This is a genomic window from Paenibacillus sp. FSL R5-0887, from assembly GCF_038002305.1.
In the GTDB taxonomy this organism is placed as follows: domain Bacteria; phylum Bacillota; class Bacilli; order Paenibacillales; family Paenibacillaceae; genus Paenibacillus_AQ; species Paenibacillus_AQ odorifer.
This window is the reverse complement of sequence record NZ_JBBOCE010000001.1, coordinates 865,595-889,517: the sequence shown is the minus strand read 5'-3', so window position 1 is coordinate 889,517 and position 23,923 is coordinate 865,595. Positions and strand designations below refer to the sequence as shown.

Genomic DNA, 23,923 nt, shown 5'->3' with positions numbered 1-23,923 from the left:
GCAAGCGGTGAAACTCTTTCCTATCCATTTAATTTAAATGCTCTACATAGTTTCAAAGCAAAAACTGGAGAAGTTATATTTAAGGTAACTTCTAAAGATCCAACAAGTAAGCAATTCGTAAGTTTGTCGAACAGCTTCCTCATTTGCTGTACGACCAGGAAGTATTGGTGCAACAAATGCTTATTTAATTAAGATAAGTATAATTAATAACGACAGTTCAATCCATAATTTTAATCTCAGTGTTTTTTTGAGTAGTCTTCTTTTTGGCTTATTGTTTTCACTATTGACTTGCCAAGTAGAGGATTTGTTAGCGGGTTTACAATAGGAGTCTTAACTGGAATGTGTACTAATAATATCTTAGAAAAAGTAAAGTAAATCTACTAGTGAAGTATTATTTAGGATTATGATCTTTTTTAACAAAAAATATTTCACAGTTAACTATCATTCATGACTTAATTATTATAATCATATGAACGTGCTCACCATCTGCCTTCCAAACAGTAACATTATTTCGATTGAAGCCTTGAGTCGCGGGGATAAATTCTTCATAGCTTAATAAAGAGCACATGTATTTTTCACTAGTAATAATGTCAAATTATTTTCGTCTCCTGTTCCAACTCCATTATAATTGCCTTTCTTAACCGATTTTGATTCTGTGTAACCTTCTCTATCATTATTTTGGGAGCATTTAGCCTAATAAGCTTTCCGGAGATATAAATTTTCACATAATCTAAACGTCTATCAACTCAGGATTAGTCACTGTTACTTTTTCAGGAGTGATTTGGAGAACTTTGTCTGAGTCATGAAAATAGTAAATCAGCCCACGAATCCAAATAATACACAATGAACATTCCCATACAAAAATACTTAACAACCTTTCCTTCTTGGTTTCCATACCTTCCCCTCCTATCTTCAGAATCGATATCAGACATTATATCAAACTCAGAAAAACTATTTAGTCTGTAATTCATTAAAGAAATCTTAAGATTTCTTTAAATCCGCAATGCTCTTTCCTATCCTTTAACTTTTGTAGAAACCTCAATTCATTAATAACGTAATAGTAAATAATGAGGTTCATCATTCTCAAAAATCAAATAAAAGAACGGGAGCTCTACTTATGATCATTTATTTGAAAAGGTTTGGGATTATGTTACTATCGATTTGCTTACTATCTGCTTGCTCATCTGATCCTGAAGTCATCATTCCAAGAAAAACAAATAGTGATTTGGAGCAACAAGTGGACAAGTATCTTACAGAGAAACAATTTAATGGTACTGTTCTCATGGCTAAAGGTGGGGAAGTCTGGATTAGTAAAGGGTACGGAATGGCTAATTTTGAAAAAGAGATTCCAAACTCGCCCAATACTATGTTTAGAATAGGTTCAGTCAGTAAGCAAATTACAGCGCTTAGCATCCTTAAACTCCAAGAACAAAATTTACTAAATGTGAAGGATACTCTGAATAATTACATCCCGGATTATCCTAATGGAGATACAATCACCATACACCACCTCTTGTCACATACTTCAGGAATTCCAGAATATCTCACATTTGATAGTTTGACCTTTTCTAGTTGCCAAAATTATAATTCCCCTTCAGATATCATTGATACTTTTAAACAGAAAGCACTAGATTTCACCCCAGGTACACAATTCAGCTATAGTAATTCAAACTATATTTTGTTGGGATATATTATTGAAAAAGTATCGAAGGAATCCTATGAGGACTATATTAATAACCATATCTTTAAACCCCTACATATGAAACATTCTGGTTATGACATAAATGATTACAATGAAGATACTCATGCTAAAGGATACGAAGGTACAGTGAAGCGGTATGACGAACCCTCCTACAAAATTGATATGTCAGTGCCCTTCGCAGCAGGAGCATTATATTCGACGGTAGAAGATCTCTTTTTATGGGATCAAGCACTTTACACAGATAAATTAGTCTCTAAGGAATCTCTTGACATTATGTTTAGTCCAAAGGTTATCATGGAAGATAATAAACTAAGTTACGCCTATGGTTGGTTTGTATATCACGATCCAATTAATCTAGTGGGTCATGGTGGAAATATATTTGGATATTCCTCTTTTATTCTTAGGGATCCAGAAACCAAGAACTTAATCGTAGTCATGACTAATTTTGATTCCTATCGTGAAATTAACTGGGTTGCAGAAGATTTAAATAAACTGTTAGATGAATTTGTTAAATAGTAGAGAGAGATAAAAAACCAACCAAAGGTGGTACAAAAGAAAATGAACCAGAAACCAACAAATGATTCTCTAAATCATGTTCTCCCCTTTAAAGGTATCCTTAATTTCCGTGATATGGGAGGTTATACAACACTAGATGGCCGGCGGGTGAAGCGTGGTTTATTTTTTCGCTCTGCTGAATTAACGGGAATGACGGAGCAAGATGTGGAACTCTTTCAATCCCTTGGCATTAAAACAATATTCGATTATCGTGGCGTAGAAGAAGTCCGTTTAAAGCCGGATCCAGTAATTCCCGGAGTAAATAATATCAGTATACCTGCCCTAGTGGAAGAAGTGCCTGGGGACATGAGAGATGTGGTAGGTTCTGAATTTCTGAAGCATTTTACTGCAGACTTCTTAGCTAATATGTATTTAAATATGGCCTTTAACAACCCTTCCTTTAAGCGATTAATGGAAACTATTATGCTCCCGGACCAATATCCTATATTGCATCATTGTGCTGGCGGAAGGGATCGCACGGGTGTTGGATCCGCCTTTATCTTTCTCGCACTTGGAGTCCCGAAAGAAACGATTGTTGAAGACTATCTGATCTCTAACCTGACACTCGCGCCTATGAATGAACAAATAAAAGCGCAAGTCTCACAGCATCTATCCCCGGAAGAAGTAGACAAGGTTATGGCATCCCTAGAATTACGTAGAGAATTCATGGAGGCTATCTTCTCCGCCATTGACGAACGCTATGAGAGCATTGAGGCTTTCCTTGAACAGGAGTTTGCTATAACAGCCGAAAAACGCGAGCAGCTGCAAGTATTTTGCTTAGAGGCTATATAATTTGTGCGATTGCACCCCAGCGAAAATTGATGCAGGAGTGTTGACGGGGGCAATTTGTAAAAGCGCTCAAGTTTAATTGTTCATACAACTATAATCCAATAGAACGCTCGATCACTGGATATAAGTGTATTTCATGCAGCTATTTTCTGAAATTACTCCCTTATAAGTGGATTCTCTAGTTTTTAGTTGTATAAAGTGCAGTTAAAGTCAGAAGTATTCTTTTAGCACTCGAAATAACTGCACAAAGTACAGCTATTTCGCAGATTCCATCAACATCCATCACCAGTAACCGACACTAAAAAAAATCAATGAAGCAATCAGGCAGCCTCCACTAGCTCATCATTTGCAAAAGCAAACCTCCCCGCAGACCAAAAACACCAGACAGTGATTCTCCACGAACTGAAGGATCATTGTCTGGTGTTTTATTCAGATTCAGTAAGGGTTGTTTGGAGACAATCTCTTCTTTTCAATTAGTACTGTTGTCTTTCCTCGTAGGATACGAACAGCATTCTACGTTGCACATCCATAAGCATACGAATTACCCAACTTGCTAACAAGGCAACAACAAATCCAGCTACTACATAGGAGATATATTGTTGGGATAATGTCCAGTCGATCTGGAACAAAGCAAACACACTATTCTCTAAAATGTTCAAATCCATGGTTTGCAAGAAAATCTGGTGCAGCACAGGTAGTGTAATCAGGCCCAATGCAGCCGCTACTACAGTTACTGTTATTGAAAAGAAAATAATGCTGGATACGAATCGACCCATAATCAGCATGACGTTACGGGCAAACTTCGCTCCATGAAAACCTAACTTCATTCGTTGCAGGAAGCCCGCTCCCTCTAGCTGCATATCCGATCTGGCCTCTTCACTAGGTCTAGGAATATCTAACAATGATCTGACCAGCTCTTGCTCAAATTGTACGATGTAATCCAATCCCTTAGCTACTGCAAAAAACAAAGGAATTCCGATGAATATTGGGGTTAACGCAATGGATAACGTCAGCCCTGTCACCATAAACACAAAATATACAATCGTAAGCGGTAAAGAGATTAAGAAGTATAAAATACTCCGATATGTCTTTGGACTTGCTCCACGTTTGCGCGTTTTAGATTGGGGTTGTGATTCTGCTGGAATATGCATGGAATCAAGAGCTCCCATCGGCATAGTGTATAACTTATCATTCATTTCTATTGTCCTTCCTCTCACGTTTTTCAATTAATCTCATTATACGTGGGAAAAAGAAGGCTCAAAACAGTCTTGGGGCTGGAGTCATACCAGACTAAAGGCTAGGATTTGTTGCTTCGAAGCGCATAATTAACCAGATTTATGATTTTGCTAGGCTACAACCCCAACTTATTTCCCTTTTCCAGCCGTACAATCTGCTGTTCGCCATTATCTGCCAGCTCTCTGAACTGATTAATGGTTTCACGCATTTTGGGGAGAGCTTCCTGCTTATAAGTACTGATGGAATCGAGAGCGGATAGCACATCTGTAAAAGCTTGCTTTAATGTATCCACTGAAATACTTGATTCTAACGACTGTTTATGGATTTCCGCCCCTTGGTTTTTCAACATTTTTGAGGTACCGCTGATCAGGCTATCGGTGGTTTGATTTAAAAGTTCGATCTTTTTCAAAACAATTCGTTGATTATACAGCGCACTAGCTACCGTAACCGATATTTTCAAGGCAGACACGGTAACATTTCTAGCTCTGTCCACCCCTCTGATCAGCTCTTTATTATTTCGAATAACCACTTCTATGGCCATAATTCCTTGTTGATTCACTACAAGCATCTGTTGCAAATCCATGACACGCTGCCGCAACGGAAAAAGCACCTCTTCTGTAATGAACCGAACTTTCTCCTCATCCTCATCACGCAGCTTAGCGGCTTCCAGTTGCGTCTCTATTTCCTGATCCATCAGCATGCCGAGCTGAATTTCTTTTTGCAGCTTTTTTGTAAGTTCCCGAAGTGCCTGTTGCTCAAATTCCAGCGTAGTATTGTCGTTCTTCAAAACGGTCTTTCCCTTGTCTAAAGAAATTATAATATCTGAAATGACAGCATCCGCCTTTTGATATTTAGCAAAATAACTACGTAATGGATTAAAGAACTTCCCAAGAAAACCCGTCTTGGCAAAATCTACTGCACTGGGATCCAAATCCTTCAGCTGGAGATTAAGCTCCGTCAAACCTTTTGCTACTTGGCCGCCTTCATCCCCTGTCTTTGATAAATTCCCCACTGAAACCTGCAACAGGGAGTTTTTGTCCGAAGAGGATCTCATCGTTTCCAAACCGAAGCTATCAATGGATTGCAGCACCGCTTTCCGCTTATCCAGTGACTCTAAATTCAGATCCAGAATGGCGGAGACATTGTTTACTGCCAGTGTTTTCAGTTGTGATACTTCCTCAGGCTCAGGTTTGACCTGCTCTTCAATTACTGATTTCAGCTTTTCCTGACTTACGACTTCCATAGTAAACGACATAGAACCCCTCCTATAAAAAATAGCTTACATTTGAACATTGAGCAGGTTGCCAATTTTATAGACTACATCATCTGTATCTGCATTGATGTTGGCCGCTTCATTTATACTCGAAATACTCTCAAGCGCCTTAATATTCGCATTGTAGCCAATCGTGTAAATCGGGATTTTGTAGGTCTCAATAAGACCTCTGATATCATTCAAGGAATGCCCTTCATTGGTCTCTCCATCACTTAATACAAAGATCAACGGCTTCAAATCCGGATTTAGCTGTAATTCCGTTTGAAGCATATGGATGGCTACCGCGATCCCGTCAAAAGTAGCCGTCCCCCCATTTGCTTGAAGACTATCAATCGCACCAACAAACATGGACTGCTGGTTCGTGTCATATTTTCCAATCGGAAGATTGATTGTAACGTTATCAGAGTAAGAGACAAAACCAATGCTGTTATCCTTGCCCAAGTACTTCTGGCCTGTTAATAAAGATTGCTTTAAGCGGTTCAAGGGTTCCCCGTTCATACTTCCTGAGACATCTGCCACAAATACTGCGGCGATAGGTTTATTGCCATTTTTCTTCTCTTTCCACAGCTTCTGAGCTGAGGATATGAGACTGCCATCCACTGTACTAAGCTCTGATTGGTAATCATTAAGACCATTGAAGCCTTTTTTCTCACCCAGCTCCTGGTATTTATCCTGTTCAACAAACTCAGCAAACTTCTTAATAATATCGAGTTTTTCCTGAGGAAGATCACCTAAAGCATAAAGCGGGCTGTCATGTCTTACACCAAAAGGAGTGAATACATACCCCCCTTTCAAATCTGTTGCATTCAAAAAGATCTGGTATTCTAAGACAAAAGCATCAAGCTTACCGGTTTTTGCAGCCTCTCGCATCTGTAAAGTGGTTGAGGCAATAAAGGGAACATTTGCTTGGAATTTCTCAAAGCCCTGCACCGCTTGCTCACCAAGTAAGTCTGAACCGCCAAACGTCCCAAGCGCTGTTACCAGAAAGTTTAAACCCGTAGAACTGGCAAAAGGGTCGGTATAGCCCATTGATAATTCATTATTTGCTATGGCATCTGTAACCGTCTTGACGTTTAAAGAACCGTATTTCTCTATTAGTTCATCATATTTCGCCTTACTGGTAACAATACCAGCTACATTACCTACAAGACGTTTAGTGATTAGCTGAGTGTTCATCCCGTTTGCTTTTACCATTTCGCCCCACAGCTCATTTGAAGGGGTAAAGGCATCTGGCACATACTTCCCAGATCTTATGTAATCTGTCGCTGTACCTGAAGCAATATTACGGATTTTCACAGAAACATGACTCCCGTTCACCTCAATATTAGAGTTGTTAAAATCTGTAGCAACTTCATTTAGCCAACCATCATTACCCGTTCCTGATTTCTCTGTAGAAGAAAATATCTCTACAAAGCTATCTGTTGTATTGTCTACGGATACAGGAAACTTTGAGATATCTGGTAGTGAATCCCCAATCGCGACAGGATCCAGATCAATCTGGCCTTTGATTTGCTCAGCAGTGGTCACGTTTATGTTCTTATATAGCTTCTCAAGCTGCTTCCCCGCATCTTCGGAAGAAATCTGGGTTTTGGTTTTTCCTATATTAGAAGTCAAGGTGATTCCAAAATACACGAGAGCAAAAACTACCACCGTAATGGTCCCTAAAACTGCTACTGTTTTTCCTTTATTAGCCATACACATCTCCCCTTCATTGCTTATAGAATTTCGTCTGCTTGATCAGCTCATCGATTTCCTTCATACAAGGCATCTCTTCAACATCTGTATAATCTGTACTGTCAAGTAGCGATATTTCCAGCAGCAGCTTATCCAGCTTCAGCAGAATCTCTTCATTTGCCCCAAGATACCCTGTTACGTAGGCTAAATATTCATTGTACAAAGCTGTCTTTTTTTGCACCAGTTTATCTGAGAACTGCGAGGGTCTATGCTGGCTGGAGAAAAGGGTGAACTCTGAGGCATCAAATACACTGAGTTTATTCAGAATCCCTCGAATGTTCAGGTAAAAAAGCTTTGCTACTTCATAACTGACTGCATTAAATTTTTTGAAGCTAAGTTCAGTGGATTCGAATCTCTGACCTAAAACATCTAACAAGGTACTTCTCTTCTTTTCCATCCGGGATATCTGATCTAGAGCAAGCGCAATGTCTTTTTTCAGCACTTTGACATTTTTGTATTGAGTAAGCGCGGCTATATAATCCTCATAAGATTTCAGTATTTTCACAGTAGGGATAGATGAAGGTTTAAACAATAAAATATAACTTCCGTAAAGAACAACAAGTAGACTAACAAACAACAATGTCACACCTAAAGCTATTTCAAATACACTGGTTCCTCCGATTTCCACCCCTAATAAACCTGGTGACAACACGATAATGTTCAGTAGTACCACACCGAAAATAAGTCCCAACAGCTTTATGGCTCTAACCCCGTTCATCACAACCACCTCCTGCATCCCAGTCACTTCTATTGTATGGAGCAATTTCTGTTATTACGTCTCTTCATTTGCTATATGCTAAAAAAATAAGGAATTAATCAACAAAAAAACCTTAACAGGCAATAAGCCCATTAAGGTTAACGATCCCTATTTTATACCCACGCATCATTTGAATACCCGCGTTGCTCCCAATATCCCGTATGATCGCCTTCGATCAGCTCAATCCGGTTCAGCCACTTCACAGACTTGTATGCGAACATCTTCGGAACGATTAACCGTACAGGACCGCCGAGATCGCTAGGAATCGGCTTTCCATCATGCATTACCGCGACCAGCACATCATCCATGTCGGCTTGTTCCAATGTGAGCGTATCCGTGTATACACCATCACCCGAATAGAATTTCACAGTCTTAGCTGTGGGCTTCACACCGGCCTGACTCAAAAGATCTTTTAGCTTGATTCCTTCCCAGGTATTCTTATAGACTGACCAGCCTGTCACACAGTGAAAATCACTCACCTGAACGGTCCGCTTCAGCTTTACGAACTGTTCCCAGTTCCACTTGAAATTCTGCTCCACAAGCCCATCTATCGTAAAAGACCAATTGTTGTTCGTAAACTCTGGAATCGGAGTGACTGTGTAAACACGGAATTGTCCTTGCGCCCCTCCTCCGAGAGGGGGTGAGGATGCCGCCAGTGGCTGGGGTGCAGGCAACAACTGATTACGATCACTTTCGATCAGCTTATCAATTGTTTCGCTGCCTCCGATATTTCCAATTGAACTGCCGAGCCATTTTATAAACGATGGACCTATAGTTACCGCAAGCCCAACACCAATCGATCCGCGTATGAAAGCTCTACGTGTATAAACCGGCTGCGGGGTTTCCCGATGATTCGAAGGGCTGCCTGTCTCAATGCCACTTTTCACTATCCGCCGGCTCGGTTCTTTAAGCCATTTTACCCGAGTCAAAGAATGATAAATAATATAAGGAAGGCCTATCCAGGTCAATAAGTCATGGACGATCAGAGCAACGTTCGATACATGTGGACCCACCACGCGGAATTGCCAGAGTAGTACTCCTGAAACGAACCAGCCGAGCAGCAATGAAAGTACAACGATTACATTAAAACGTTGCCAAGGCCGCTCCTTCAGTTGTTTCCAATGTTTCCCTGCCAGCAGCAAATAATAAATAACCGGAATGATCGAAGCGACACCGACCACGATATGAAGCCCTTTGATCCATACTCTGCCTTCCCCTAAGAAGCCACGCCAGAAGCCACCTACAAGTACAAGTCCTGTGAGTGTGAGCAACACAACCAGCCAGCCATTCCAGGTATGAAGCGCCCGAAGCTTTTTCCCGTATCCCTTTCGCAGCCGAGCCAGTAAAGGATTCATTACCTTTCCTCCTCTTCACTATGTATGCTCTAATAGCTCTTTCCTGATTCTACTCTAATAATGTTAGAAAAGACTTTGAAGCAGCTGTAAGAGGAACTCCACGCAGGGTAGCAATTCCTATGTTACGTTCTGGCAAAGGTGGGTCCAGAGGAATCTCGACAAGCTCACCTTTCTTCAATTCTTCGGTTACGTAATCACGAATAACAAAAGCAAGGCCAAAACCACGTTTCGCAAACTGAACAAGCAAATCCACACTTCCCAGTTCAAATTCAGGTGTAATCGTCAGATGATTAGAAGCTAAAAACTGATCCATATACTTTCTGGTGCTGCCACCCGCTTCTAAGCATAACAACGGATACTGCTGAATGTCTGCAAGCGGCATGGTCTTGTCCGCCAAATGACGAAAACCTTTGCCCCCTACCAGGCAATCTTGAAGCTGAGTACTTTTGCGAAAATCAATCTGTTTATCAGATGTCGGCAAGCTGACGATACCAAAATCAATTTTCCCTTCTTTTAAAAGCGTAAGTGTTTCTGGTGTCGTACGATTTGTAATATGAATGCGGATATTGGGAAATTGTTCATGAAATTGCTCCAAAAAAGGTAACAGATAATATTTGCATAAGGTGTCACTTGCTCCGATATGAATCTCGCCGCTGTTCAGATTGTTCATATCTGCGATCGCTCTTTCGCCCATGTCTACATGATGAAAGGCTTGCTCAATAAAGCTTAGCAGTACTTTTCCTTCTGTTGTTAGATCGACCCCGCGAGAAGTGCGAAAAAATAACGGGCCGCCCATTTTTTCTTCCAATTGTTTAATCGTGTGACTTACTGCCGGTTGTGTAATATTGAGTCGATCTGCCGCAGCAGTTAAACTCCCAGTATTCGCTACCCAATAAAAAGAGCGATACCACTCCAAATTAATGTCCATCCCCACGTCATTACTCCACCTTATAATAGATATAACTTATATCAATTTTTCTAATGATTTAACTAGCATTATACTTAGTCCTGTAGCCAAAAACAAGCTTGGGAGGCGAAAACGCGTGACCGTAATTGCAATTGTAGGAGCAAACTGGGGCGACGAAGGAAAAGGAAAAATGACGGATGTGCTAGCTGCACAATCTTCCTTTGTCGTTCGTTTTCAAGGTGGTAGTAATGCTGGGCATACCATCATAAACCAATATGGAAAATTTTCATTGCATATGCTGCCATCTGGGGTATTTTATCCTTCCGTTACAAACATTATTGGACCCGGAACAGCACTTGATACAGAAGTATTAATAAAAGAATTGAAAGCTTTAACGGATAGAGGTGTGCCAAAGCCTAGATTATTCGTATCCGAACGGGCGCAAATCGTGCTTCCAATCCATCGTTTGTTTGATGAACTAGAAGAGGAACGTCTGGGATCTCAAGGATTCGGTTCAACAAAACGGGGAATCGCACCATTTTACGCAGATAAATATGCAAAGCTAGGCATACAGGTAGCGGATTTATTTGATACCGCCCGACTTGAGAAACGTCTTGAACAATTACTCGCTTCCAAAAATATCTTACTTGAGCATTTATATAAGAAAGCGCCGATCCAAATCTCGGAATTAATGATTCAGCTGCAAGAAGAAGCTGCACAGCTAGTGCCTTATGTAGCCAATACAACAGACTTGCTGCAAGAGGCTTATGCCAAGGGAGAGACTATCTTACTTGAAGGTCAGCTTGGGGCTCTGCGTGATCCTGATCACGGTATTTATCCTTACTCCACCTCCTCTTCAACACTTGCCGGGTTTGCACCTGTCGGTGCCGGTCTTCCTGCAGCAGCTATCACGAATGTCATCGCTGTAACCAAGGCCTATTCCAGTTGTGTCGGCGCTGGACCTTTTGTTACAGAATTAGAAGGGCCCGTTGCGGATGAACTTCGTACAAGAGGTGGCGATGCCGGGGAATTCGGGGCTACGACTGGCCGTCCTAGACGTATGGGCTGGTTTGATGCTGTAGCTACTCGTTACGGTTGCCAAATGCAGGGTGCCACTGAAGTCGTGTTGACTAATCTTGACGTGCTTGGTTATTTGGAAGAGATTCCAGTTTGTGTGGCTTATGAGCTTGAAAATGGAGAGATCACCGACAAGTTCCCGGCTACGAATAAACTGAACTCTGCAAAACCGATATTCACGCATTTATCTGGCTGGAACTGCGATATCTCTCAGATCACCGACTTCGAAGATCTGCCAGAACAAGCTAAGCTTTACATTGATTTTATTGAAACCTCTATTGGCACGCGTATTACTACGATTTCCGTGGGTCCTAGACGCGAACAGGTCATTAATCGGATAACGAAATAATCATATACGTACTAAATCTCTGTAAAATTTAAAAGAAGCGCCTCTCTTATTAGAGAAGTGCTTCTTTGTTTTATTCATGAGAAGGGCTGCCTCATACGTAGAAAAATCCACTTTTGAGACAGCCTCTTTTTGTGTACTCTTTTTAAATCAACACGGCATCCACTTTCGTCTGCGGAGCCTTGTCACAGCGTTTACAGACCTTAACGACTGCTCCATCCGTTTTTTTCTTGGGATAAAGCAGCTTAATACGGGTGTTCTGACAGATTGGACAAGTCCCCCTGCCCCTTGATGGTAAATTCCAAAGTGCATGTCCACGTTTTGACTTTGCCATGAATAAACCCCTCATTTCGGCCAACAATAGTCAACACTTTAATTCTGAAAGTGCTTCTCCAAAATGATATGTCGCAAAGACAGGCTCTATGACTAAAGTAACGCAGAAGTTAGGAAGAATTAATTCGTATAAATCATGGAGACAACACCGTTCGTAAAGGTAACATAGTTATAATTACCATACTGCCAGGTCTCCACTTGAATGCCACTACCTGATAATGTGGATTTACTTATAGGCTTACCCCAACTAAACTCCACTTGTTGCTTGGTCATCCCAGTAGCAACTATGCTCTTTTTAATCTTACTCCAAATCGCATCCGACCACTTATAGGTCTTAAATGGATCCGTTGTTAAGAAATATTCTTTATTTCCTAATGTACGGATCAACTCATCCCCCGACATTGTATAAGAGTTAAGAATTTGCCCCGTTGATAAAACCTTAAATGAAATGGCGAATTCACCTTCATAATCAGGTAAAATATCTACAATAGTGACTTTTTGGAACTTATAATCGGAGTCGAATTGATTGAGCCAATATGTTTTTCCAATGAACTTAACGAGGTTTCCTTGTTCTTCTTTCTTAAAAATCTGCGCGGTTTGTTTCGTATAGGCGAACAACTCTGCTTTGCCGAAGTAGATCTCCATCGTCTGATAATTTCCATCCCAAATTAACTCTGCTGACAGTGCAGTTTTTAAAAGCGTGGCAGGAAAAACTGTAGATCCGTCGATCTTTTGCACTTTACCACTCATTTTGACCTTCGCACCATTCACCATTGCAATATCGCTTCCGAGTTGAAGCTGTATTGGTAAATCTCCTAGGCGAATGCTAAAGATTTTAGTTGCTGTATTAACTTGGACTGTTGCTCCCAACGTTTGAAAAACCGATTGAACCGGCAAATACATTGTTCCATTAACAAATGCACCTTGATCAATATCATGGTCCGCACTGATCGAAACTTTTATTGTTTTGGAATCTGATCCTGAAATGACCGTTACGTTCGTTTCTCCTACCGCTAAGGCTTTCATTGTGCCATCGGCTTGCTTTTGCAGCAAATAAGGTTTTTCAATTACGACATTTGCTTGAGCTAACGGAACGCGTTCAGATATGCCATCGGCATCTTTAGCATAGATTTGTACCGGAACATTGTCCCCAACAGTGATTTCGGTCGCATCCATCTGAAAAATCAAATCTTCAACCTGCGGATTGCCTTCATTGTATGATGACGAAACTGAACTGGCACTCCGTAAAATACTACCTTGATCGTAATCGACGTTACGCGTATCTGCCGCCTTCACTGTATGTATTGGACCCAACATAGATACTGCTAACGCTGCAGTGATGCTCCATTTAATAGCTTTCATTTTCCTTACATCCCCCTCTAAATATATAAACCTTAATTACTGTATCACAATTCCACAATTTTACTAGAGAAAAATTTACAGAAATATTTTTTTGTATTTCTAGTGAATTTACTCCGTGATAATTACAGAGTCTTCCATTATAATCATGGATTAGGAGGTATTAACTCATGGAAATAATAGCCGACAGATTGATATTAAGAGATTATACAAGCGATGGGAGATTGGCTGGGTCCTACTGCCGGAATACTGGAAAATGGGCTATGCGACAGAAGCCGTCAAAACACTGATAGGCTACGCCTTTAGCTCTCTTAATGCCCATAGAGTCGTTGCCTATGCCAATGCAGAGAATCTTCAATCTGAAAAAGTTATGATTAGAGCAGGAATGATTAGGGATGGAATCCTCAGAGAGACTAGATTTTGCAATCAACAATGGTGTGACGAACTCATTTACTCTGCTTTGGAAAAGGAGGCTACATTAAATTGACAACAATCAAAGTTTTAAATGAAGGTTATGTAAGATTAGTAGATCATATGGGCTCAGATTTAACGGTTGCTAACGCTGCGCGTGTTTCTTATGCAAAACAATCTTTTGAGCTTAGTGATCGGGATATTAAACTAATAAAATTCCTTGCCCGTGAAGGACATACCTCTCCTTTCCGCCATGCCATCACTCAATTTGAGGTTTATGCCCCATTAATGGTTGCGAGACAGTGGTGGAAATACGTAGTCGGTTCTGCTCATTACGAAGGGACTGGAGATAGCTTGGAAGCCTGGAACGAATCCAGCCGAAGATACATAACAGAAGAACCCGTTTTTTATCAACCTGCTGCGGGAGAATGGAGATCCAAACCAGAGAATTCCAAACAAGGCAGTGGTGACATCATTGCATGGGAGCTTGGTGAAAAATACACCCGTGAGCTTCAAGAATACACCGAGTTAGGATTATCTAAGTATGAAGCAGCTTTAGCAGATGGCATATGTGCTGAACAAGCAAGACTGTTTCTACCCGCTTATGGATTATTCGTTCGTTGGTACTGGACAGCTTCAGTTCAATCTGTAGCCCATTTTTTAAATCAAAGACTGGAGCATGACGCTCAGAAAGAAATTCAGGAGTATGCAAAAGCAATTTTATCGCTGATTGAGCCACTATTCCCTGTCTCTTTTGATCAGCTGCTGGCTACCGGTTCTGTAGATTAATTTATTTCCTTATATAAAAAAGAGCCGCCAAACCCTTGGCGGCTTTTCCCTTTTTAAACTACCAACCCTCGTACAACTTCAAACTCGTCCCTACTGACTTCAACGAACCCGAGTGATGTATATAAATTCGTAGCACGTTCGTTTTCGATCCGATGGCCAATAACGATTTTGTCGCAATGATGTTCTGCTTTAATATAACGAATTAAGGTATCCATACCCGTTCTGCCTAAACCCCTGTTCTGATATTTCTGGTCAATCATAAAAGCCATAATCCAATAACTTCCATCCTCAGGATCTACGCTATACACAGAGAAACCTACCAATTCTTCATCTGCGTATAAAGCGAGCGGGGTCATACCACAATAAGCTGCTTCGGCTAACCAATAGACCACCGGTACAGGAAAAATAGCCTTTTGCTCATCCGATACTTCTAATTGAGTACAAGCGTACCAGTTTTTTTCAGTAATATCCTTCAGCACTATATGTGCTTGAAAGCCGGTTCGTAATCGGTCACAAACTCTTTCTAATTTCAGTTTAAGCTGTTTCGCCCAATCCGGGAAAATAGAATCATCCGTATTCTCCATACACCGAAGTAATCTAGCAAAACTGTATAAGTCTGCAAATCTTTGAAATTCAGGTATCAACTTCATATACTCATCATCTAGCTGCTTAACCGATCTATATCCATTAATAAAATGGTCAATGTTTCTTCTACTCTCATTATCATCCGATTCCGTCAGGTCTCTTAACGCCGATGTAATATCCATCGCAAACCAGTGATACATAGAGTCATCAAAATCGATGGCACTGTAGCGGGATTCTTCTTGCATATAAAAGATATTATCCATCTCAAAATCATAATGCACGAGCCCAGTATGCCCTACTCCAAAAGGAAGCTCTGATAGCCAAGCTTCAATCCGCTCATATTCCTTAAGCGCCTTATGCTCCTCAGGATGCCTGCTCAATACGGAATAAATAAAATTCAATGAATCGACCCAGCTTTTGCGATAAGGTGTGCTCGGTGCATAGGTTTCCGAAAAATTATGCAGACGTGCAAGCGATTGGCCCCATTGATAAAAATGAGGTTCCTTCATCTCATCAAGTGAAACATATTCACCCTGGGCCTGTTCAAAAACTACCCCGTGGTATCGCCCGTGATCCGTTAACAACGTCTCAATCCAATTACCAGACTTAGAACGCACTGGAGAGACAGTCTCATAACCTTGTTCTAATAAATACATCATAAAATCCAGCTCTGCCTGGATATTGTCTGGAGAATTATCCTCTTCATGAGTAAACCTTAAATAAAAGCGGTTACCATTCCACTGAAAGGTATAAATAAAATTGCTGCTGGCCCTTACCATCTTTAAGGTTCCAGGCTCATGATTCCAATACTTAATCATCTCTTTAGCAGGAAGATCGTTTTCCGTTCCCCGCACCATGTTCATTAAAGTCATCATTGTCCGATAGTGCCTCCTGCTTCATGACGGATTTGATTCTGGGTTCCCCCATTAACATTATCGGTAAATTATTCTATTAAATCAAGGGAATTTAATAGGCAGAGCTTTTGCTCTTCCACCATATCTATAGCATTTTATAAAAAAACACTTTTCTAATTAGGACTATATAATTCACTGTGCCGGAGCAAATCTCCGACCAAGCGACTCATCGTCCTCTACCCAGTCATATTTCAGAATAAGCGGAGCAGGTACAATAGTCTCCAGTTGCTCTACACTCTCCCGCACATCATCATCAAAGTATCCTATAGCAAGTACAAGGGAAGAGATCAAGTTAGACAAAGATCTGGCGCTTTCACCAATCGTTTCCCAGTTGAATTTCTCCCCCAGTACTGTTGTCCAACCTTGGGACTGCCCGATGGAGATTTGCAAATGAAGTTCCCATTTAGGCTCCATCTTAGCCGTCCAATAGGAGGACAGGACGTAAATCACGTCATCATTTGCCAAAATCACCGAATGAATGGAACCTTTGATTGCGGTCTCCGCTAAATGCACTCCTTTTTGGAAAAAAATATCAACAACGGAGTAGCTTTCAATCGAGTTATCCATTAAGCGACTTTGAATAACGTTGCCGCATCGGCCGAGAATTGGCTGAGTTATTGCAAAACCTTTAGTTTCCGCTCTCCATAGCTGTTCACCGTCTCGCGTTAAACAAATGAATTCCCCGCCGGTCAAATTTACGTATAAATTACCGTCTGCGCCCAGGGAAGGGCTGGTGTCAACGTAGCTTTCCTCCGGTTGGTATATCCATTTCACTTCGCCATCCGGAGCAATGGCATATAACTGGCTAGAAAGACACCCATACATAACCCCATCCTGATCTATGACAGGGGGACGGTGCCCTTCTCCTTGACCCATCGGTTTCTCCCACAACAACTCTCCATCAGGACTAAAAGCATAAAGTTTGGAATTCACATTTTGACCAATATATATGATTCCTTCACGGGAAATAACCGGATCGCACCAAAATATGGACGAGCACTTGTAAACCCATCTTATGGTTCCATCCGCATCAAAAGCATAGAGTCTCCCAATAATTTGTGACTCATCTTCATATGTACACAGGTAAATATACCCTTCGCTGTTTACCACCGGCCTGCCATACGGTACACCATCCACTGCAGTCTTCCAATTTATCTGGCCGTTTTCGTCAACCGAAATGAGCTGATTATCTCGAATGCTATTGGTCGCAACTAAAATGGAGGCTGGGCTGATCAGCAGGGGAGACATAAGGGATGCCTTAGTCTCCAATAGCAGCTCCACAGTGTCAGATTCAAAGCAAACCCGAAACAGTTTGCCATATTGATGATTAAGCTCGAAATCACCCTGCCCCACAGCCAAAATGGCTCTCCTTTGTTCATTCACTGTAAACGAGCTTAATCCATATGAAAAATCCGGCCGCCCCGAGTCAACAACTCGCTTCAAAACTGAAAGCGATGTTGGAGCTCTGAATCGGGATTGTCTGGTCCAATTCGCCTCAATGGCTCAATTACACCGGATCTCAGGGGAATCTGAGAAATAGAATAAATGTATTCTATACAGTTATTTCGTAGGCGAATGCAATCATTTTGACTTTAGTTGCATTTTCTACAACTAAAAACACGAGAAGCCACCACTAAGGCTGTAAATCAAGAATATAGCTGTACAAAATACACTTATACCCATCGGCTGGAGGGATTCGAGAAATATAGTTGTACGATGTACAATTAAACTCGCTTCTACGTATTGCTCCATGACTTTCTATACAGATAGATGGTGAATAGACCCTTATAGCTCTGCTCTCTTTACTTTATCGGGACTATACTCCCACATCTGCAGCCCCGCACCGATCATTCCACATAAATTACCATAATAGGCTGCTTCAATACGAACATTTTCCAGCATCGATGGCATTACTCTGCCCTTTACTTCCCTTCTAATGCCTTCAAACAAAAGTTCGCCTGCTTCAGCAACTCCACCGCCAATGACGATGACTTTAGGGTTAAAAATATGGATTAATGAAGCAATCGCGGATCCGAGCGCAGCAATCGTGTCTTCCATTAACTCTGTGGCCAGAGAGTCACCTGCCCGCCATCTCGCTATCACTTCCCGTGAGTCTACATTCTCTGGGGACTGGTTATGTAATAAAAGCTTGTCGCGCATGCGACGTGCGATACTTGTGCCTGAAGCATACTGCTCCAAGCAGCCTGTTCCACCACAAACGCATGCAGGCCCTTTGAAATCTACGGACATATGGCCTAACTCTCCAGCCCCACCCCAAGAACCGTGGACAAGATGGCCGTCTACGACTATCGCTCCACCCACGCCCGTACCAAGGGCAAGACAGATAAAATCTTTTACCTCTTTGCCTGAACCTAAATATTTCTCTGTTATTGCTAATACATTCACGTCATTATCAACGATTACCGGAAGTTGAAACTGTGTCTGAAGCAACTCCTTCAAAGCTGTGCCAGCATAGCCAGGAATAAGCTCCGAAGCGGAGCGGACACGCCCAGCCTCCCAATCCATTTGCCCTGCTGATCCTACGCCAATTCCTTGGAGCTGAATTCCCGCTTGTTGTGCTGTTATTTCATCCATTAATGTCCGAATAGCTAGTATAATACGATCCATTGTTTTCTTCTGTCCTGTCAATGTGCTTAGGCTTACAGTATGTAAAACGTCCCCTTGTGAAGAGACGAGTCCGGCATTAATTTTCGTGCCGCCAATATCTACTCCGATCGCATATTCTATATGAGGATCATACCCTTCCATCGCGGACTCACCTCCGTCAGTCATTGAAATTGCTCACGGCCTTAACATATCTCGAAGTGATCAATTGCGGCCTAGTAATTGCACTTCCTACAACAACATAGGATGCCCCCGCATTCTTAGCTTTTGCTGCGTCTTCCGGTGTCCATATCCGTCCTTCCGCAACAACAGGAATGTTCACTAATTTGCTTAATTGTTGAATTAAGACAAGGTCCGGTCCTTCCTGCTGTGTACTGTATGGGGTGTAGCCTGAAAGCGTGGTACCGATGAAATCCACACCTAATTTCTCAGCGGCAAGCCCTTCCTCAAATGTCGAAATATCCGCCATAACCAGCACACCTCTCAGATGTGCATATTCTATTAATGGCTTTACTGACTCTAAGCGTTCTTCCCGATTCGTTACATCAAGCGCAACAATCTCTGCTTTTGCAGAAACAATCGCCTTCACTTCATCTAAGGTTGGTGTTATAAATATGGCTGATCCGGGAATATCCCGTTTAATAAGTCCAATGACCGGTACATTTACTTCTTTTTTGATAGCTACAATATCTGGAACACCATTTGTCCGGATTCCTATAGCTCCTGATTGAACCGCTGCTCTTGCCATTTTAGCCATTGTATCCCCACCATGAAGCGGCTCATGCTCAAGTGCCTGACAGGAAACAATCAGACCTTTCACCGGAAAGATATCACTTATTCGAGTCATTATTAACCCTATCCTTTCGCTTCAAGAATATAATCTAATATTCTATTGTTCAGAGCTTCCACCCGCTCCTGATCGGAATCCTTAATCGGTAAAAGCGGCATTCTTGGCTGACCTGTTTCAAATCCGCGCACACTAAGGATCGCTTTACACGCACCATATAATGAAGGAAAGGATAGCAATTCAACAATGAGATCATTGATGATAAACTGCCATTTCTGCGCCTCAGCCATCTCTCCTTGCACATAACATTGTTCCACTTTTAGGAATAACTCTGGCATCACCCCATAAGTTCCACCAATCCCGCCATCTGCCCCAATACTGCGGCCCGCCAAATACTGCTCATCAGGTCCATTTAAGACTAGAAAATCCTTCCCGCCTGCGGCTTTAAATTGCTGAAGCTCAAACGTGCTCTCCGCCGAAATTTTCACCCCGATCACTTTATCCTGAGCTGCCATCTTAATCAGCAAGCTTTTCGATAATTGAAAGCCTGTAGTTTGCGGGATGTGATAGATAATAAATGGAAGCGCTGTACTATTAATAATTGCCTGCCAATGACTTTCAACACTGTCCGGAGACAGACGATAATAGATCGCAGGAACAGCCGATACGGCATGTGCGCCAACTTTCTCAGCATGGATAGCTAGTTCAACACTGTCTCTTGTAGATGGAGCACCCACGTGAGCAATGATTGTAAGCTCTTTTCCAACCTCTGCTATAACTGCCTCGAGCATTTGTTTGCGTTCTTCTACAGATTGCAGCATACCTTCGCCAGAGCTTCCGCCAATATAAAGACCTTTTACTCCCGTAGAAGCATACTGACGAGCTAATTTTCGGGCTGCTTCTTTATCGATTTCCCCCTCAGCATCATAACTGGAGTACATAGCAATAATAATGCCTTTAAAGGATTCAAGATCATATGATTTCATAAATTACAGCCTCCATCGTTTAATTCATTACTATTAATTTTCGTTGTTATAAGAATAACTAGCCTTTTACAGCCCCCATAGTAATCCCTTGGGTAAAGGCTTTTTGGAACATTAGAAAAATTGCAATCATAGGAATAGAGGCTAACGCAGCACCCGCCATAAGCAATCCATAGTTTGTTGTGAATTCACCCCGAAGAGTCGCTACCCCAAGTGGTAATGTCATCATTGAAGTCGATCTGGTCATGATCAGCTGACTGAAATAATCATTCCAAGAAGTGATGAAAGTAAAGATTGCCAGTGCCCCTATTGCAGGCTTTAACAAAGGTAAAATGATGGTTCCGAACAAACGAATTTCAGAGCTGCCATCTATTTTGGCTGCTTCAATTAATTCTCCTGGAATCGTCTGCGCGAACTGCTTCATTAGGAAGACTCCAAATGGCCAGCCAATCGCCGGTAAAATAAGCCCTTTATACGTGTTGACCCACCCAAAATCTGCAAGCATCGTAAACAGCGGGACAAGAATAACTTGCTTAGGCAATGCCATAGCGGCAACAAACATCGTAAAGATAATGCCTCGGCCAGGAAAAGACTTTTTGGCTAGCACATATCCAGCACAGGAAGAAACGATACAAATCGCTGCCATTTCACAAAAAGCAATGATGAAACTGTTAAACATCCAGCGCTCAACGGGATTCTTAAATAACTCGGTCCAGTTTTGCAGAGTCGGCTTAGCCGGAAACCATTCCGGGGGGATCGTTGTTGCCACAGTCTGAAGCTTAAATGCCCCTGAAACCACCCAATAAAAAGGGAAGATAAAAAACAACGTTGCTAGAATCAACAGGATGGTCGCTAATATTTTTGGAATCGTCAATTCTTTATTCCATTTGCTTACTTTCTTAGATTGGCCAATAGGTGCTCTCAGTTCTAACGGATTCGTAGAATTCATGATGTCCCCTCCTTAATACTCAACATCACTGCCAAAGTATTTGAATTGAATGATAGAAATGATCCCGATCACAATCGCAAGGATGACACCCATCGCCGAGGCATATCCAAAATGACCGAGCATAAAGGCTTGTTCGTAAACGCCATACATAACAGTCGATGTGCTATACACAGGTCCACCCGAGGTGAGCAACTGAATTAGTGCAAAACATTGAAAGGTGTTGATCGTGGTAATCACGATAATATATAAGTTCGTTGGCATTAGCATTGGCCATAATATTTTCCGGAAAATCTGCCAAGGCGTCGCTCGATCAATCTCAGCTGCTTCTATGTAAGAAGTAGGAATGTTCCCAATAGATGCCACATATAAAATGATCGGCTGCCCTACAGAGGTCGTTATCAGAACCACGATAATAGCAAGCAGTGCAGTCCTCGTATCTCCTAACCAGGATATAGGCTCCATTCCCAAAAAGCTGGTCAAATAATTTAGAATCCCATAGTTCGGATGATAGATCCAGCCCCAAACGACTGTGATGCTTACGACCGAGGATACAGCCGGCAAATAGAACACTCCACGGAAAAACGATCTGGCAAACTCTTTTTTCTTATAAATATTCATAGAGATAAATAACGAGAAAATAATAACGATGGGTACGGTGATGAGTACAAGCAATAATGTATTTCCCATCGACTTCCTGAAGTTATCATCTTTTATTAAGGAGATATAATTATCGAGGCCAATAAAGCTGAAATCTCTCAAGGAGTAATCAAAGAAACTAATATAGACCCCTTTCACCATCGGATAAGCTACAAAAAGCAGGAAAAACCCAAATGCCGGCACTAAAAAGAGATAACTCATCATCCAGTCACGAATCACATAACCTTTTATTTTGCGAACCGTTGTCCCCACAGTCCTTCCCCATTTCTTCGATGATTTAAAAAGAAAAGAGTGCTTCCCGCACTCTATTCTTTTGGACACCATTCACTTTTTTTATTTCATTGCAGCCTTTGCTTTCGTAATCGCTTCGTTTGCTTTTGCAGCAAAGCTGTCCAAAGCTTCTTTACCGGTTGCTCCTCCAGTTAAAGCACGTTGTAATTCAGGGAACCAGAAGGTACGAATATCAGCATATCCATCGGCAATGGTAGGTGCATCTGTTGTGAATTTACGAGCATACTCAGCGTATTTGTACTCTGCATCATCATAGAGACCTGTAATCGAATTACGAACAGACAAACCACCTGTTTGAATCAAGTTTTTCTTCCCCCATACAGGATCATTAGCAATAAAATCAATCAGCTTCTTAGAAGCTGCAATCTTAGCTTCATCACCATTATTGAATACAGCCATACCGCCGAGGTAAGGTTCAAGCTTAGGTTCCGATCCATCTAAAGTAGGGAATGGAAGCAGAACATCTTCGAATTCAACCATTTTTTTAGATACGTTCTGAGCTTTAAGTACTGCAGAATAGTTGAGTGTAAAGGCTAATTTCCCTTGTAAAAATAAGTCGTTCACGTCAGCAGCCGCAAGGGAAGCCGCACCAGAAACGCTAAGTTTATCTTTTGTAGCTTGAACGATCCAATCCAACGCTTTTGCAGCATTATCAGTATTGATAGCGACTGCGGAATTATCTTCATTTAGAAATCTGGATACACCTAAGTTAGCAAGATATGCACGAGTTCCTTGATCTCCAGCCTGGCTCTTCGCGAAGAATCCGGTAGGAATAACATCAGGTGCTTTTTCTTTAACAGCTTCCAGCGCTTTCTTATATTCTTCAAACGTCCAAGTTCGGTCTTCCTTATCCAGAGGAAGCAAATCTAGCGCGCCAATCTTCTCAAAAACAGTCTTGTTTACCGCCATCATAAAAGGAGCTGTATTGATCGGGTACATAAAGATCTCTTCGCCAACACTAGACTGTTTCCAAAAGGCTTCCGAAATATCATTTTTCACTTCATCGGTCACCATATCATTAAGAGGTGCTAATAAGTCCTTTTTACCCCAGTCAATAATCCGTCCAGGAGCATCATAAATTACATCAGGTGCGGTATTCGAAGCAATTGCCACATTCAGTTTTTCAGGGCCGCCTTCAAAGGTGATCATCTCAAGGTTGACTTTAATTTCCGGATTCTTCTCATTAAAAGCTGCAATGATTTCCTTCTCATATTTGCCAACTTCACCATCTAAAGCTTGAAAGCTCGGAAAATTCCACCATGTTATTTCTACTGGTTTAGCAGCAGTCTCGGTGGCCGCGGGCTCACTCTTATCAGTATTATTACTTGGTTCATTGGCGGAATTCGCTGTATTCGTATTTCCGCATGCAACTAACTGTGTACCTAAAAGTGCGACACCAACAATGCTCATTAGCCCTTTTTTCATTGCTCTCATGTGCTACCCCCTATTATTTTTGTGGAATAGAATGCTTTCTCATTCCTTGCGCTAATCATAAATCAATTATAAATT

22 protein-coding genes are annotated in these 23,923 nt (G+C 41.5%); 5 read left to right on the top strand and 17 right to left on the bottom strand.

The window, feature by feature from the left end:
* Positions 1-730 precede the first annotated feature (730 nt).
* Positions 731-895 carry a hypothetical protein gene (locus MKY14_RS04010; protein WP_175617294.1) on the bottom strand — a complete coding sequence of 55 codons (165 nt, stop codon included), beginning with the start codon at positions 893-895 and terminating at the stop codon, positions 731-733.
* A 222-nt stretch (positions 896-1,117) separates the two neighbouring features.
* On the opposite strand from MKY14_RS04010, the gene MKY14_RS04005 reads away from it, so the two are divergent.
* On the top strand, positions 1,118-2,218 hold the full coding sequence (locus MKY14_RS04005) for a serine hydrolase domain-containing protein (protein WP_340975842.1): 1,101 nt from the start codon (positions 1,118-1,120) through the stop codon (positions 2,216-2,218).
* A 42-nt stretch (positions 2,219-2,260) separates the two neighbouring features.
* Positions 2,261-3,049, top strand: a complete 789-nt coding sequence (locus MKY14_RS04000) for a tyrosine-protein phosphatase (RefSeq protein ID WP_340975839.1) — start codon at positions 2,261-2,263, stop codon at positions 3,047-3,049.
* 470 nt (positions 3,050-3,519) lie between these two features.
* Here MKY14_RS04000 and MKY14_RS03995 read toward each other — a convergent pair whose 3' ends face one another.
* From MKY14_RS03995 to MKY14_RS03970, 6 genes are all read right to left on the bottom strand, one after another.
* Positions 3,520-4,242, bottom strand: coding sequence for a sensor domain-containing protein (locus MKY14_RS03995; protein ID WP_076217792.1), 723 nt, complete (start codon positions 4,240-4,242; stop codon positions 3,520-3,522).
* A gap of 155 nt (positions 4,243-4,397) precedes the next feature.
* Entirely contained in the window at positions 4,398-5,537 is a 1,140-nt protein-coding gene (locus MKY14_RS03990) for a toxic anion resistance protein (protein ID WP_076280780.1), read from the bottom strand.
* 24 nt (positions 5,538-5,561) lie between these two features.
* A complete protein-coding gene (locus tag MKY14_RS03985) occupies positions 5,562-7,250 on the bottom strand; it encodes a VWA domain-containing protein (protein WP_076279088.1) in 1,689 nt (562 codons plus the stop codon).
* Positions 7,251-7,263: 13 nt separating this feature from the next.
* Positions 7,264-8,007, bottom strand: coding sequence for a hypothetical protein (locus MKY14_RS03980; protein WP_340975835.1), 744 nt, complete (start codon positions 8,005-8,007; stop codon positions 7,264-7,266).
* Positions 8,008-8,159: 152 nt separating this feature from the next.
* Positions 8,160-9,401, bottom strand: coding sequence for a molybdopterin-dependent oxidoreductase (locus MKY14_RS03975; protein WP_339190749.1), 1,242 nt, complete (start codon positions 9,399-9,401; stop codon positions 8,160-8,162).
* 49 nt (positions 9,402-9,450) lie between these two features.
* Positions 9,451-10,329: a LysR family transcriptional regulator gene (locus MKY14_RS03970; protein WP_076281138.1), complete on the bottom strand. Its 879-nt coding sequence runs from the start codon at positions 10,327-10,329 to the stop codon at positions 9,451-9,453.
* A 115-nt stretch (positions 10,330-10,444) separates the two neighbouring features.
* On the opposite strand from MKY14_RS03970, the gene MKY14_RS03965 reads away from it, so the two are divergent.
* Positions 10,445-11,734 carry an adenylosuccinate synthase gene (locus tag MKY14_RS03965; protein ID WP_076310423.1) on the top strand — a complete coding sequence of 430 codons (1,290 nt, stop codon included), beginning with the start codon at positions 10,445-10,447 and terminating at the stop codon, positions 11,732-11,734.
* 142 nt (positions 11,735-11,876) lie between these two features.
* On the opposite strand, the gene MKY14_RS03960 is transcribed toward MKY14_RS03965, so the two are convergent.
* Positions 11,877-12,065 carry a hypothetical protein gene (locus tag MKY14_RS03960; RefSeq protein WP_036686376.1) on the bottom strand — a complete coding sequence of 63 codons (189 nt, stop codon included), beginning with the start codon at positions 12,063-12,065 and terminating at the stop codon, positions 11,877-11,879.
* Between the two features lie 119 nt (positions 12,066-12,184).
* A complete protein-coding gene (locus MKY14_RS03955) occupies positions 12,185-13,426 on the bottom strand; it encodes a stalk domain-containing protein (RefSeq protein ID WP_076126017.1) in 1,242 nt (413 codons plus the stop codon).
* A 187-nt stretch (positions 13,427-13,613) separates the two neighbouring features.
* Between MKY14_RS03955 and MKY14_RS30775 the strand changes: the two genes are divergently transcribed.
* Positions 13,614-13,910 (top strand): GNAT family N-acetyltransferase, encoded by a 297-nt coding sequence (locus MKY14_RS30775; protein WP_368665122.1) that lies wholly within the window; start codon positions 13,614-13,616, stop codon positions 13,908-13,910.
* Positions 13,911-13,957: 47 nt separating this feature from the next.
* Positions 13,958-14,623: an FAD-dependent thymidylate synthase gene (thyX, locus tag MKY14_RS03950; protein WP_438357163.1), complete on the top strand. Its 666-nt coding sequence runs from the start codon at positions 13,958-13,960 to the stop codon at positions 14,621-14,623.
* Positions 14,624-14,676: 53 nt separating this feature from the next.
* Here the strand turns inward: thyX and MKY14_RS03945 are convergent, their stop codons facing one another.
* The 8 genes from MKY14_RS03945 to MKY14_RS03910 form a co-directional block, all read right to left on the bottom strand.
* The gene (locus tag MKY14_RS03945; RefSeq protein ID WP_081390616.1) at positions 14,677-16,083 is read right to left on the bottom strand and encodes a GNAT family N-acetyltransferase; all 1,407 of its coding nucleotides are present in this window, start codon (positions 16,081-16,083) and stop codon (positions 14,677-14,679) included.
* A 171-nt stretch (positions 16,084-16,254) separates the two neighbouring features.
* Positions 16,255-17,475 (bottom strand): outer membrane protein assembly factor BamB family protein, encoded by a 1,221-nt coding sequence (locus MKY14_RS03940; RefSeq protein WP_340977018.1) that lies wholly within the window; start codon positions 17,473-17,475, stop codon positions 16,255-16,257.
* A 432-nt stretch (positions 17,476-17,907) separates the two neighbouring features.
* The gene (locus MKY14_RS03935; RefSeq protein WP_340975831.1) at positions 17,908-18,915 is read right to left on the bottom strand and encodes an ROK family protein; all 1,008 of its coding nucleotides are present in this window, start codon (positions 18,913-18,915) and stop codon (positions 17,908-17,910) included.
* A complete protein-coding gene (locus MKY14_RS03930; RefSeq protein ID WP_038570497.1) occupies positions 18,908-19,594 on the bottom strand; it encodes an N-acetylmannosamine-6-phosphate 2-epimerase in 687 nt (228 codons plus the stop codon). The genes MKY14_RS03935 and MKY14_RS03930 overlap by 8 nt, the downstream gene beginning before the upstream one ends.
* Before the next feature lie 8 nt (positions 19,595-19,602).
* The gene (locus MKY14_RS03925; RefSeq protein ID WP_076304195.1) at positions 19,603-20,520 is read right to left on the bottom strand and encodes a dihydrodipicolinate synthase family protein; all 918 of its coding nucleotides are present in this window, start codon (positions 20,518-20,520) and stop codon (positions 19,603-19,605) included.
* 58 nt (positions 20,521-20,578) lie between these two features.
* The gene (locus MKY14_RS03920) at positions 20,579-21,466 is read right to left on the bottom strand and encodes a carbohydrate ABC transporter permease (protein ID WP_340975830.1); all 888 of its coding nucleotides are present in this window, start codon (positions 21,464-21,466) and stop codon (positions 20,579-20,581) included.
* Positions 21,467-21,478: 12 nt separating this feature from the next.
* Entirely contained in the window at positions 21,479-22,375 is an 897-nt protein-coding gene (locus tag MKY14_RS03915; protein ID WP_428323518.1) for a carbohydrate ABC transporter permease, read from the bottom strand.
* 81 nt (positions 22,376-22,456) lie between these two features.
* Positions 22,457-23,848, bottom strand: a complete 1,392-nt coding sequence (locus tag MKY14_RS03910) for an ABC transporter substrate-binding protein (protein ID WP_076183515.1) — start codon at positions 23,846-23,848, stop codon at positions 22,457-22,459.
* Positions 23,849-23,923 lie beyond the last annotated feature (75 nt).